At 43.5% G+C, this 12,888-nt stretch carries 13 protein-coding genes; all 13 read left to right on the top strand.

Going from position 1 to position 12,888, the window contains the following annotated elements:
* The first annotated feature begins 34 nt into the window (after positions 1–34).
* Positions 35–610: a Maf family protein gene (locus IKG78_RS08675; RefSeq protein ID WP_290942380.1), complete on the top strand. Its 576-nt coding sequence runs from the start codon at positions 35–37 to the stop codon at positions 608–610.
* Positions 611–618: 8 nt separating this feature from the next.
* A complete protein-coding gene (locus IKG78_RS08670; RefSeq protein ID WP_290942377.1) occupies positions 619–1,560 on the top strand; it encodes a helix-turn-helix domain-containing protein in 942 nt (313 codons plus the stop codon).
* Between the two features lie 11 nt (positions 1,561–1,571).
* Positions 1,572–2,156, top strand: a complete 585-nt coding sequence (hisB, locus tag IKG78_RS08665; RefSeq protein WP_290942375.1) for an imidazoleglycerol-phosphate dehydratase HisB — start codon at positions 1,572–1,574, stop codon at positions 2,154–2,156.
* Between the two features lie 25 nt (positions 2,157–2,181).
* Positions 2,182–3,729, top strand: coding sequence for an FISUMP domain-containing protein (locus IKG78_RS08660; RefSeq protein WP_290942373.1), 1,548 nt, complete (start codon positions 2,182–2,184; stop codon positions 3,727–3,729).
* A 221-nt stretch (positions 3,730–3,950) separates the two neighbouring features.
* Positions 3,951–4,994: a hypothetical protein gene (locus IKG78_RS08655; protein ID WP_290942371.1), complete on the top strand. Its 1,044-nt coding sequence runs from the start codon at positions 3,951–3,953 to the stop codon at positions 4,992–4,994.
* A gap of 185 nt (positions 4,995–5,179) precedes the next feature.
* Positions 5,180–6,007, top strand: coding sequence for a TIGR02147 family protein (locus IKG78_RS08650; RefSeq protein WP_290942369.1), 828 nt, complete (start codon positions 5,180–5,182; stop codon positions 6,005–6,007).
* Entirely contained in the window at positions 6,004–7,878 is a 1,875-nt protein-coding gene (locus IKG78_RS08645; protein ID WP_290942367.1) for a hypothetical protein, read from the top strand. Before IKG78_RS08650 ends, IKG78_RS08645 begins: the two co-directional genes overlap by 4 nt.
* Before the next feature lie 46 nt (positions 7,879–7,924).
* Entirely contained in the window at positions 7,925–8,683 is a 759-nt protein-coding gene (locus tag IKG78_RS08640; protein WP_290942365.1) for a hypothetical protein, read from the top strand.
* Between the two features lie 32 nt (positions 8,684–8,715).
* On the top strand, positions 8,716–9,711 hold the full coding sequence (locus IKG78_RS08635) for a tryptophan--tRNA ligase (RefSeq protein ID WP_290942363.1): 996 nt from the start codon (positions 8,716–8,718) through the stop codon (positions 9,709–9,711).
* 275 nt (positions 9,712–9,986) lie between these two features.
* Complete coding sequence (locus IKG78_RS08630) at positions 9,987–10,904, top strand: tryptophan-rich sensory protein (RefSeq protein WP_290942361.1); 918 nt, start codon at positions 9,987–9,989, stop codon at positions 10,902–10,904.
* Between the two features lie 37 nt (positions 10,905–10,941).
* Positions 10,942–12,102 (top strand): hypothetical protein, encoded by a 1,161-nt coding sequence (locus IKG78_RS08625; RefSeq protein WP_290942359.1) that lies wholly within the window; start codon positions 10,942–10,944, stop codon positions 12,100–12,102.
* A gap of 122 nt (positions 12,103–12,224) precedes the next feature.
* A complete protein-coding gene (gene rpsF / locus IKG78_RS08620) occupies positions 12,225–12,596 on the top strand; it encodes a 30S ribosomal protein S6 (RefSeq protein WP_290942357.1) in 372 nt (123 codons plus the stop codon).
* On the top strand, positions 12,596–12,847 hold the full coding sequence (gene rpsR, locus IKG78_RS08615) for a 30S ribosomal protein S18 (protein WP_012820327.1): 252 nt from the start codon (positions 12,596–12,598) through the stop codon (positions 12,845–12,847). The genes rpsF and rpsR overlap by 1 nt, the downstream gene beginning before the upstream one ends.
* Positions 12,848–12,888 lie beyond the last annotated feature (41 nt).

Raw genomic sequence — 12,888 nt, 5'->3', positions numbered from 1 at the left:
CTACGACCTAAAACCTATAACCTAAAAACAACCAATGACTAAAGACCAAATTATTCTCGCTAGCGGTTCGCCGCGTCGTTCTGAAATTTTAAAACAGCTGGGTGTCAACTTCCGCGTGGTCGTCTCGAATGAAGACGAAAAGCCGACAAGCTCCAATCCGCTTGATTTTCCACGTGAAAACGCCTGCATTAAGGCTTTGTCTGTATCCCGCTTGGAGCGTGATGCTTACGTCCTTGGCTTTGACACGCTTGTCTTTTTGGATAACGTTCCGCTTGGCAAGCCAAAATCAGAAGACGATGCCCTCAATATGCTGAACAAATTGAATAACCGAAGCCATTTTGTCATTACTGGAGTGGCGGTTGCTCGAAATGGGGAAGTCCTTTGTTCGTCAGAGGAGAAAACAGAGGTCTTTTTTAGAAATTGTTCCTTACAAGAGCTTAAAGATTATGTAAATTCTAAGGACTCGATGGATAAGGCTGGTGCATACGGAATTCAGACGAATGGCGCGCGCTTGATCAAGTCCATCAACGGCTGCTACTACAACGTGGTTGGATTGCCTGTTGCACGTACGCTGGAAATGCTGGATGGGTTAAAAATAGGGTATAGGTAATGGTTCAAATGGACGAAAAAAATCCTAACGAACGTCTTGGTGAATATCTTGTCAGGGTTCGTGAATCTCAAGGGCTTTCTGTTGAAGATCTTTCGGAACGTACAAAGATTCCGACGAGGATTCTTCTTAATATCGAAGCTAGCAACTGGAAAGCTTTTCCGGTGGAAGCTTACGTTCGTAGCTATTTGAACTCTATAAGCGGTAAGCTGGGTTTGGATGTCAAGACTCTTCTTAAGGCTTACGCTCAAGAAGTTGGCTCTAGTTATGCAGAAAATGACGCAGAACCACTCATGCAGAACATCGCCCCGATGACAGAAGACGAGAAAAAACCGCGCAGCAAGGCTGTGCCCATTGCGATTCTTCTTATTGCTGTGTTGCTCTTTGTCGGGCTTCATTTTGTGACCATTAACGAAAATGCTTCTGATGCTAACGTTAATCCTCCGGCGGCAGTCGCTTCTGAAGATACTCCAGAATTGAATCAGGATATGCCTGAAGGTGCCGAAGCGGTTCCGGTCGATTCCATCAAGGATGAAAAAAACGAAAAGGTCACACAGGCTATCGTCGATAACGCGATGAAAAAGTCCGAGAATCTCCCGGCTTCTGCAACGATTTTCATTTCCGCATCTTCCAAGAAGGACACGGTGAAGGCTCCGACGGGGCCGGTTTCGGATAATGGCCGCACGAAAATCGAGCTCGTGGGTTCTGGCGAAACTCGTTCTTGGGTCGGCATCAAGCGTGACGAAGATGACGATGATTTTGTAAAAGAAGCGAACATTGCGACTGTCGATAACAAGCTTGTCTATACGGCAAGCGGAACGCTGTATATCGTCATTGGCGAACCGCGTGCGATTGGCAAAATGTACTTGAACGGCGTGGAAACTCCAATCCCGACGCCGAAATTTGGCCGTGTAGTTCGCTTTAGCGTTTTTGACGGTCGCGTTCTTCAATAAGGATTTTTAAGATGCGTTCTTCTAAGATTTCTCGCAAGACTAGTGAAACCGATATTGAACTGTTTTTGAATTTGGATGATGCCACAAGAGGCAAAATCAATTCAGGGTCAGGCTTTCTGGACCACATGCTGAATTTGTTCCAAGTTCATGGCGGATTCCATCTGGATCTGACGTGCAAGGGCGATACCGAAGTAGATATGCACCACAGCATGGAAGATATCGCGATTGTACTGGGTCAAGCTCTTGTGGAATGTCTTGGCGACAAGAAGGGAATTGAACGTTACGGGTTTTACTTTGTTCCAATGGACGAGGCTCTTTCTCGCGTGTGCATCGATTTCAGCAACCGCATCGGTTTTGTCTGGAATGTGAAACTCCCGGCTGCGACCGCAGGCGGAATCGAAGCGAGCATGTTCGAGCATTTCTTCAAAAGCCTTTGCGAAAACGCCCGCATGAATTTGCATGTGGAACTGTTCTATGGCAACGATAACCATCACTGTCTGGAATCCATTTTCAAGGCGTTCGCCCGTGCTGTCGCTATGGCAGTCGCTCCTTCGCGTAACGTGAAGGGTGTGCCTAGCAGCAAAGGTGTTCTTTAATTGATACTTTGAAGTAATTTGTTGTATGAATAAAAATTTCTTCCATAAGTTTTTTGCCCGTATTTTGAGTACGGGCATTTTATCTATCTCCTTTATTGTAATCGCTTGCGGTGAAGAAAGCACGTCGATGCCTCCGCTAGAAATATCGTCGAGCTCCGTTGCTGAAAGTTCTTGCAGCGAAGCTTTATCATCGTCTCGCGAGCAAAGTTCCAGCAGTTCGGCTCATTCCAGCAGCGTCGAGAGTTCTAGCAGTCTGGAAAGCTCCAGTTCTGTAGAGACCGCGTGGGATTACCTCAATCCGGGGCTTACCTATGGCGAACTCGTCGATAGCCGCGACAACAAGATTTATAAGACCATCAAGCTGGGGCCGTATAATTTTATGGCCGAGAACTTGAATTATGATTTGGGCGATACCGCCAATACTTGGTGTGCTCAGGAAAACTGTGATTTGTACGGGCGTCTTTACACGTTTGCTGCCGCCATGGATTCCGTAAAATCCGGTTGCGGTTATGGAAAAATATGTAAAATTACTGACAACTTTAAAGGAATTTGTCCTGAAGGCTGGCACGTTCTCGAAAATGAAGAAGCTAGTTTATTTTATAAATATGGACATAATCTTTTCAGAAGTGGTCGCTTCTTTTCTTGGTCGGATTCTATTGACGTGAACATTTACGGCTTTACGCTTCTTCCGTCAGGCATGTATTATCAGTATAGCAATGGAGAAAAAGGACTGAGTACGAAAAATGCCTTTTTTTGGACTACGCATGAAGATAGCGATTCAACGGCGATGGCTTATTGTTCCGTTTATGGCTCGCGTAGTGATGTTGACTATGAATCAAAAAGTCATGGATTGTCTGTACGTTGTGTGGAAAATTATGAACATATTCACGGACCGGTGGAACCATCGTCTGTGAAAAAAGGCGAATTTACAGATGCTCGCGATGGACAGGTGTATAAAACCGTAACGATTGGCAAGCAAACTTGGATGGCCGAAAATCTCAATTATGCAGATTCCGCCAAGACTCCGGTACTCAAGGGACGTTCCGTGTCGGTGGAAACCGATGAAGCTGAATTGAAGAAAACGTATGGTATGCTTTATTCTTGGGCCGCCGCCATGGATTCCGGTTCTTTTGATTATTCGTTCTTGGATAAGCTTTTTAGTCAGGAGCCGGTTCGCGGTATTTGCCCAGAAGGCTGGCATTTGCCGATTATTCTCGATTTTGAAGAACTGTTAAACGCCATTGGCGGCTGGGACAAAGTCCATGCGCTGAAGGCTAAAGTGGGTTGGAGTAATCCTGGCGATGATGAATATGGATTCTCGTTGGTAGCTGCTGGCCGTTATGACGAAAAAGACGAGGCTATCGGAGCTAACCACAATTCTGTTGTCAATGAAACAGCTTACTTGTGGACCGCCGATCCTGTTTATGAAACCAATAAGTCTTTCAGGAATCTCAGGGCTTATGTCTATGTCTTGGACGAGTCGCACGTTGTTTATGGCGAAGTGATGGAAAAAAAGGAAGTTTACAAGAACACTTATAACGCGGTTCGTTGCGTCAAGAACGTTGATGAATGATGTCTGCAAATATGGCGACAGACATTGCTAAAAACATTCAAAAATAGATATTTTCAAATTCTGTAAAAAAGCAAATGGCGAAACTGCGGTTTCGCCCTGTTTTGTAAAACGTCATCAAAACATAAGAAATATAAAGCAATTTCTTGCAGTTTTTGGAGCTACGGAATTTTTTAAAAAAGTTTTATGTTTGGTATGGTGTATGGATATTTAGCGAGTGTGGTATGAAAGTACTTTCGACAGTATTGAAATTGGCGTGTAGCCCGCTATCTGTATCCGATATTGCGTGGGCTAAGAATGATGACGATATTAATAGAGCGATAAGAAAAGCTCATGCGTATATGATTGCTAAAAAACCTCGAATCTATTTTAGCAATATTAATGTCGTGAATGATAAAATTAATCTTGATCTCGTAAATACGTGCGGCCATACGAGTATTTCCATTCCCACAAATCAAGATTTCTTTAAAACGTGTGGTAATAAAAAACTTGTTTTTGATATTGAAAATAACATAATTATCAAGAAAGGCAATGTCGCAAGCGCTCGTGGAATCTGTTTCTATGAGGTTGAAAAAAAAGTATTAGAAAAAGCCAATGAAAAAGAATTGAAAAAACATTTGAATGACAATGCTTTTGCGGGTTGGCTTGCTCCTGAAAAACTTTTGTACCTATATACGAACAAACTGCTCCGAATCCCGAATTTTGATAAAGCGAAAAATTTCTTTTGGGATTATGAAATCATGTACATCGGAAAAGTTGTTCATGAAAATTCTTTGAAATTGCATAAAGATCGTGAATCGTTTCTAGAAATTCTTGAATCAGAAATTGAAGAATACGAAGATGTTCAGGATGACATTGTTCTATTGTTCTTTGACGTTGATGAAAGGGATAATAGTCTTTTGGTGGGGAATGCGACATCGATAAACGAATTCCTAGCACCGTTGAACGAAAAAAGGCTTCCGTCTATCGAAACGCTTTCGGTGAAAGCAGAAAATGCGTTTGTCGATAAATTTAAACCTAAGTACAATGCAATGCTGTTCCATCCCTATTCTAAAAATGATGAGGGCTTGGACGCTTTCGAATACGACATCATTGATTACGCTATCGATGATAAAGTGACGCTCATGTTCAAGGAAATGGACTGGTTGGGCGGGAGTAACGGCAATTGCTTGGTTTATTGTAAAAATTCGAATTTGAGCGTCATGAATCCGGCTGATTTTGACGTTTTCCTCGAAAAGAAATTTATCGATTCCGTTCTCTCGTATTAATCTATTACATTTGCTCTTTTGCCTCAAGATGGCATTTATGAAACAGTTTGTTTCATGTACTAAAATAAAAATTTGATAATTGAGTAAAAAAATACTTGATTTTTGAATAATCTGGTAATTTTTGTTTCATTGAGGTTGCTTTTTTATTGTGGATGTTTTATCTTTGTATATAGATAAGACGAAATATGAAAACGATTTTTGAATATAGAGATTACCGCGAGTATGTGCGAGATTTTTACGAGAGCCGTAAAAAGTGTTCCGCATTTACGTGGCGCGAGTTTGCTAAACTTGCGGGCTTTTCTTCGTCGGGATTTTTGAAGCTTGTTTGCGATGGCAAAACGCGACTCTCGAAAGTAGGCGTTGAAAAAGTCTTGCACGCAATGAATTTGTCTGATGCTCAGGCGGAGTATTTTCGTGCGATGGTTGAATTTTGCGATTCGCAACAGCCTGATGTTCGCCGCGTTTCGTTTGAACGGATGATGAAAATTGCTAGCGAAAACCGCGTCGAATTTCTAGAAGCTAAATCGTTTGCGTATTTTTCGTCATGGGCGAATCCTGCGCTTAGGGAACTTGCCCCGATTATGAAGGGGGCGACTCCGCTCGAAATGGGGCATACGCTTGTTCCTGCAATTTCTGCTGCGGAAGCTCGTGAGTCTTTGGAACTTCAGGAATCGCTTGGGCTTTTGAAAAAAGATGAAAGTGGAAATTACGTGCAAACAAGCGGAGGCGTTTCGAGTTCCCGTGAAGTGGTTTCGGCAACGGTCGTCAATATGCAAAAGCAATATGCTCATTTGGCCGCCGACGCTCTTGAACGTTATTCGCGAGAATATCGCCACATCTCTGGAATGACGATGGGCCTCGACCGAGAAGCGTATGAACGCTTGGCCGCCGAACTCGACGCATTCCGCAAAAAAGTGGCGGAGATTGTGTCGAACGTGAAAAGTTACGATCGCGTTTATCGAATGAATTTACAGCTCTTTCCTTTGAGCAAAAAAGTTGGAGATGAAAAATGAAAAAAATCGACTTGATGCAAAATATATTTCCCATGGGGATTGCTTGTGCAACGGTTTTCGCGTTCTCTGCGATTCTTGCAAGCTCTACATTGTTGACAGGGTGTACCGGCTTTACCGAAGATGGAAATACATCTTATGATGAAGGCGAATTTGTTGATGTGCAAACAGCTTTTGCCTCGGCTCGTGTGACGGGAATGGGCAAGGCACATGTTGATGAATCTAAGGATTCTGTAACATTTGTAACTGAAGTTTTCGGGGGCTGCTTGAAGCGTAATGGAACGATTTTCTATAATCCAGACTATTATTCTGCAGATACAAGTCGCTTGGCCTATAATTTCCGTAATGATACTTTACAGCTTTCTTCTATTTACGAAGATAAAAATACAAAAGAGCTTGAGACGGTTCAGTTCGTTGGCGGAACCTCTGGCGTGTTGGATGGCACTTGGCGTTCGCAACCGTGCTTTTATCTCGATGGAGTTCATTACTGTAATAACGATGCTTATGAAAAGTTTATTAAAATCGATGGAGACAACGTAGAATTCCGTGCTGGTGATTTGCCAAACTATGATTATATGAACTCGGATTTTGTAGGTCAAGTATTCCGATTCTTGAGCAATAAAAGCTCCATTATGTTCGATGATGTTTTTTATTCACGTACTAACAACAATAGACCAGAGAAATATGGGATTACAGTTCAAGAAAAAACGAATAAGAGCATGAAGTTTACGCATGAAGGTCGCACGTTTGACCTGAAATTAGATTTTGTCCGTTATAGCGATAGCATGGCGGTGACGCTCTCGTCTAATGGAACGACATGCGTTGGCAATTACAGCAGGAAGAAAAACGTCCCGCCTGAATTATGCCGCGAAGAAAATGCACCTTATATGGAATTTTACGCAGAAGATTCGGATTCAGATGCACATGCGTCGAGATATCAAAAAGATAATCGTCCTGAATTTGAAAAATGCATCCAGGGGATTCTTGAAAGCAATGTATCTTCAAGTGCTGATTCTGGAAATGTTGATGCGCAAAATGCATTTAAATCGGCTCGTGTGGTTTATACAGGTAAAGTGCTCGTTGATGAATCGAAAGATTCGGTAACGCTTATAGCCGAAGGTTTTGGTGGATGTGTCAAGAAAGGTGAAGCGTTTATGTATGATCCGAGCTTCTATTACGGAGATTCTATGGCTTTTGTTTATAGTTTCCAAGGTGATACTTTGATGCTTACGAGGCATTATGTGCCAAATCCGTATGAAGTCCATCAAGAAGAATTTGATGAAACTCTTATTTTGGTGGGTGGAACTTCGGGTAAGTTGGGAGGCTCATGGCGATTGACTCAATGTAGGTATAGGGAAGGGAGTAGGTCCTGTGGCGCTGATGGCTATGACTCGTTTTTCAAGATTGATGGAAATAAGTTTGAATACCGTATTGCAGATATTGCGGACTATGATTACATGAATTCGATTTTTGTCGATGAATTGTTCATGTTCTTGGATAACCAAAACTCGATTCAGATTGAAACTCCGTTTTATGGTGGTGATGTCGAATATTTTGCTAAGACTTATGGAATTGTAATTCAAGAAAAAACGAATAAGAGAATGAAGTTTGATTATGATGGACATGCTTTCGATTTGAAATTGAATTATGCGAAAATAATGGACAGTGTGTCTGTAACATTAACGTCGGGTAATGTTGTTTGCAATGGGTTTAGCCGCGAAATTCCAAATATTACACAAGAACAGTGCAGTGAAGAAAATGCACCTTATTTAAATGAAATGGAATCGGGGGCGTATGGGATTAGAAAGCAAAATGCCCGTGAATTTGAAGATTGCATCAACGGAATTCTTGGTCGCGAAAGGAATGAATTATAGATTACTTCGCGAATAAAATGAATGATAAAAAAGTGTTAGGAGGAAAATGTTGTTTAATAAAATAAAAATTTGTGCAATTTTGCTGTGCATGCCGCAGCTTGCAAATGCGGCCTCAGACTTGGCTATGGATAATCCGCTACGTTTTGGAACTCGCTTGAGTTTGAATAGCGTTGGTGAAATTACGGATGCATCTTGGGGTGTTTTCGCTAGTGGGGTTGGCGTTGGTGCAACGTTTTCGTTTGATGCGTCGTACCGTTTTTTACCGTGGTTATATTTGCATGCTGGCGTAGGAATGGACTATCGTTATTTTGTTTCGGATAATCAGGTATTTGGGCTAAGTTGTGATGGTTGCAAAGATGCTTATTGGGATGGCGAAAATAAAGATTATCTTCTTTATTTGGAAATTCCATTGTTTGTCCAAGCGCATATTGCAGATATTGTCTATTTCGAAACAGGTCCCGTTTTTGATTTTAAACTCATGAGAAAAAGCGAATTTTTCTTGCCCAAAGAACATCGTACGGATAAATGTCAAAAAGACCGTATTTTCGGAGCTGGAATTTCAGTTGGGATTGGACATGTATTTTCGTTTGGACTTTTTGTCGATGTTCGTTTGTCGTACCAGTTGACTGATGTTGTGACCGTCGATAAAAAGTGTGACTGTTATAAGGTTTCCGGATGGAGCAGCCGTATGGATAAAGAGTCTGGTACGGAATCAGTTGAAAAATTATACGAGTTCAATGACGATTTTGCGGGGTCGTATTTTTTGCTCAACAAAATCCAGCTCGGTATTGGCTATTGGTTTTAGGGAATCCTTAAAATTTTCCTAAATTGTAGCCCATGAAAAAAATTTCTCTTACCGGTATTAAGCCGACGGGCACGCCCCATCTCGGCAATTATGTGGGCGCTATCCGTCCAGCTCTTGAACTTACAAAGACTTACGACACGGTCTATTTCATTGCGGACTATCATGCTTTGACGACTGTGCAGAACGGCGCCGAAATGCGTGCGAACATCTACAAGGTCGCGGCCACCTGGCTTGCTCTCGGTCTCAATCCCGAAGAATCGCTCTTCTACAAGCAGAGTGATATCCCTGAAATTTTCGAACTCAGCTGGGCTCTCAGCTGCTTTACGCCGAAGGGTTTCATGAACCGCGCACACGCTTACAAGGCAAAGGTCGAAGCCAACACCGCCGCTGGTGTCGATGTCGATTCCAACGTAAACATGGGCCTTTACTGCTACCCGTGCCTCATGGATGCCGACATCCTTATGTTTAGTGCAGACATCGTGCCGGTGGGCAAGGATCAAAAACAGCACGTTGAATTTGCTCGCGACATCGCTATCAAGTTCAACAAGCATTTTGGTGAAGACGTGTTCACCATTCCGGAACCGGTTTTCCAGGAATCCACGGGCGTTATCCCGGGGCTCGACGGTCGTAAGATGAGCAAGTCTTATGACAACTACATCGATATCTTCCTCGAACCGAAGGCTCTCAAGAAGCGTCTCGGCAAAATTGTGACGAACTCCCAGGGCATCGAAGAACCGAAGGATCCGGATACCTGCAATGTGTTTAAGTTGTACAAACTCTTTGCGACGCCGGAACAGACCGAAGCTCTCGCGGCCCGCTATCGCGCTGGTGGCATGGGCTGGGGCCACGCCAAGCAGGAACTCCAGAACGTTCTCGAAGAACATCTCGGTGCCGCCCGCGAAAAGTACTTCTACTTGCTCGACCATACCGACGAAATCGAAAAGATTCTCGCTTATGGTAAGGAACGCGCCCGCGCGAAGGCTAAGATCATGATGGACCGCGTGCGTCACTTATTAGGAACTTACTAAACGTAAGTTTCCTGCGACTAGGGAAGGCTCCGCCCTCCCCAAATATGAGACCGAATCCGCTAGAATCTAACTTGAATATGACGGTTGGCGGATTCTCTCGCGATCACGCCTCGTTGATACGAGGCGTTTTTCGCTCACAGACCCTCCTTTTCCAAATGCTGAAGTTGAAGGAAAGGATCGCTTGGCTTTAAAAAAAACATTTTACAAGGCTCTCGGCTTTTTGCTGAGAGCTTTTGTGTATATTGTACTTTATAAGAAATTCAGGAACAACAAAAATGATTGAAACCTCTCAATTCCTTTATCAGCTTTGGCGCGATTTTTCGTATTCATTTTGCAAAATAGACAATTTGGCTGAAGTTGCCGTTTTCTTCTTTTTGGCTTTCGTATTTTGTTGCCTTCGTAGAAATTCTCCAAGAAAAAAGTTGTGGTTGGCCGTTGCTTATATTTTTCCGGCTGTCTTGCTGGTGGGCTTTTCGTTAACACAAGCGTTATTTACTAATCATTGTGTCTTGGTGTTTATTCCTTACTTTATTGGAATGGCTTTGGGAAATATGTTCAATGCATCGAAAAAATTGCATTGGGTTCTTGTTCCCATAATGCCGCTGCTAACGTATTCTGTGATTGTATTTGCACTTGTTTATCCTCCTGTCTTTTACCCGTTTGCAGAAATTGTCGATGAACCGCTGCAGGATGTTGAATTGGATGAGGCGCAGAACGCTGATTACGAAATAGAAATGGTTCTGGAAGATGCTTGGGGGAATGATTCTCGCATCATAACAATCAGGGAACGGAACGACTCCGTTTTTTATCGTGCCGCCTATCACATGTGTAGTGTGGAGTCTAATATCGATTCTACCCAATGGCTGCCGCTGAATTCCGAAAAAGCATCAGCCGCTGCTAAAGCGTTAAAAAATGCTATAGAAAAATACGAACAGGAATATTATTCTGATGAAATTTGGGATGGTTATTCTGTTAGAATCGCGATGAAAGATTATAAACGCAAAACCAGTCGTCAATTGGGGTTGAGTAATGCTTCCATCCTTGGAATGCGAGGCGCTATGGCTATTGAAAAAATGATGCTTGATCTCATGCCTCCTCGCGAAATATTTACTGCGCTTTCTTCTTATGAAGTTGCAAAAAAATGTGGTGAAAAAGAAAATGCTCTGATTCAACAGGTGGAGACGGGCCACTGACCATTAACTACTCACCACTATTTATTAAATTACAGTCGTGCGAATTCTTTTTTTAGTTCTTTTGCTGATTCTGAACGTCTATGCCGAAGCAAAAAGCTCCGGTTCTGTTCAAAGTGGCAAACAGACGAAAAAAGCGCAAACTGCTGTTGTTGCTCCAAAGGCTACGGCCAAGGCTGGGGCTAAATCGCAAAAAACAAAAAAATCAAAAACAACAACGGTTAAGTCGATAAAGTCGGCCCCGTCCGTTGTGGCTAGTCAAGAATCTCCAATATTAGAAGCGGCTATTCCAGAAACCGTAACACCCTCTCTTGCAGAAGTTCCGAATAACGTTGTTGTTGTACGGGACACGGTTGTCGATACCGTTTATGTCGTTACTCCTGATACGGCTGAATTAAAACAAAATAAAGATTGCTACAACATTCCTTTGCCGCACCAGTCTGCTTTTTTGGGCAAAGGATTTTCTGTGGGCATTGGTGCTGGACTTTTCAATGCGTCGAAGGATTGCGATTGCTTGGGCGTGTGGCAAGGGCAGTTGGAATTTCATTACAAGGACTACATCACTGGCGGCTTTGACGTTCGCTTTTTTGGCGGAACGTTAGACCGGGATGTGATGCTTTTGTACCAGCGCTACCGCTTGAATACTCGGTTCCACAAGAGTTTCGCGGGGGCGGACTTTTACATCGCGGCTTTGCTTGGACTGGAATCTACGGACCTTTCGGAATTCCGCAAGGAAATTCGTGAAGGTGTTCATAAAGATAATCCCAGCGATTCTGGTAGTGTGACTTCGTTAAATTCAAATGATGGGGCTGTTGCGGATCCGTCTGCAGAACCGATAGATGATGATGGTAATCAGAATTCTACAGGAAACACTTCGAGTTCTTCTGACAAGGGGCGTAATTGCGAAAAGATGTTTTCGCTAGATGGCTTTACGCTTGGCGTTGAAGTGGGCATGGGCGTTGTTCTGTCACGGTATTTTGGACTCATTGGCGGGGCAAGTTATGAATTCAATTTCTCATGGACGCAACTAGTGACGTTCACTCCGGGAATTGCTTTCAACTTGCATGAGGTATGGCCTTGGGCGAACAAGAATCTCCGGTCAACGTGGATTTCTTTTGAAATGGTTTTTCAGCGATATTTCAACCGCGATGTGAATGAATGGGCCTTGGCCGGTTTCCTCGGTTTGCAATTCGGCATATAGCTAGGACTGCCGCTTCCGGTTTGACATCGAAAAACGTTTTTTCTATATTTGCCGTACCGATTTAATCGGAACCCTCCCAGGACCAATGGTGGTACCTGGGCGATAGACCAAAGGGACTCATTATGAGACAATACGAAACGATGGTGATCATCGACGCTATGATCTCTGACGACGCTATCAAGGCTGAAGTCGAGACCATCGGCAATAACATCACCAGCGGCAACGGCGAAATTCTCCGCCGTGACGACTGGGGCAAGCGCAAGCTCGCTTACACGATCAACAAGCGCCAGCACGGCTACTATGTCATCTTCTACTACAAGGCAGAAGCTGCAACAGTCGCTGCTATGGAAGCCGCTCTCAAGCTTAACGAAAACGTTCTCCGTTGGATGACCCTCGCTGATTATCCGATGAGCGAAATCGTTTATGACCAGACTCAGGCACAGACAACCGAAGAAATCATTCCGGTTGACGCAGAAGAAGGGGAGGCTGAATAATGGCTTTTGAAGATAAGAAGCAGGCTACTCGTATTCGCCGCAAGAAGACTTGCTGGTTCACTGAGAACAACGTCAAGTTCATTGACTACAAGGACGAAAAGACTCTCCGTCGCTTTATCTCTGAACGTGGCAAGATCATTCCGCGCCGCATTTCTGGCACTTCCGCTAAGTATCAGCGTATGCTGAACGAAGCTATCAAGCGTGCCCGTCAGATGGCTATTCTCCCGTTCGTTTCGGACAGCATGCGCTAATAGGAGGAACTAGACTATGGAAATTATTCTTAAGGCTAACG

Source organism: Fibrobacter sp., assembly GCF_017545445.1.
Taxonomy (GTDB): Bacteria; Fibrobacterota; Fibrobacteria; order Fibrobacterales; family Fibrobacteraceae; genus Fibrobacter.
This window is presented reverse-complemented; position numbering and strand designations above follow the sequence as displayed.

Coding starts and splice junctions, on each gene's coding strand:
- IKG78_RS08655 (WP_290942371.1), top strand. CDS start 3,951: ATGAAAGTACTTTCGACAGTATTGAAATTGGCGTGTAGCCCGCTATCT.
- hisB (WP_290942375.1), top strand. CDS start 1,572: ATGCGTTCTTCTAAGATTTCTCGCAAGACTAGTGAAACCGATATTGAA.
- IKG78_RS08650 (WP_290942369.1), top strand. CDS start 5,180: ATGAAAACGATTTTTGAATATAGAGATTACCGCGAGTATGTGCGAGAT.
- IKG78_RS08645 (WP_290942367.1), top strand. CDS start 6,004: ATGAAAAAAATCGACTTGATGCAAAATATATTTCCCATGGGGATTGCT.
- rpsF (WP_290942357.1), top strand. CDS start 12,225: ATGAGACAATACGAAACGATGGTGATCATCGACGCTATGATCTCTGAC.
- IKG78_RS08640 (WP_290942365.1), top strand. CDS start 7,925: ATGTTGTTTAATAAAATAAAAATTTGTGCAATTTTGCTGTGCATGCCG.
- rpsR (WP_012820327.1), top strand. CDS start 12,596: ATGGCTTTTGAAGATAAGAAGCAGGCTACTCGTATTCGCCGCAAGAAG.
- IKG78_RS08630 (WP_290942361.1), top strand. CDS start 9,987: ATGATTGAAACCTCTCAATTCCTTTATCAGCTTTGGCGCGATTTTTCG.
- IKG78_RS08660 (WP_290942373.1), top strand. CDS start 2,182: ATGAATAAAAATTTCTTCCATAAGTTTTTTGCCCGTATTTTGAGTACG.
- IKG78_RS08675 (WP_290942380.1), top strand. CDS start 35: ATGACTAAAGACCAAATTATTCTCGCTAGCGGTTCGCCGCGTCGTTCT.
- IKG78_RS08635 (WP_290942363.1), top strand. CDS start 8,716: ATGAAAAAAATTTCTCTTACCGGTATTAAGCCGACGGGCACGCCCCAT.
- IKG78_RS08670 (WP_290942377.1), top strand. CDS start 619: ATGGACGAAAAAAATCCTAACGAACGTCTTGGTGAATATCTTGTCAGG.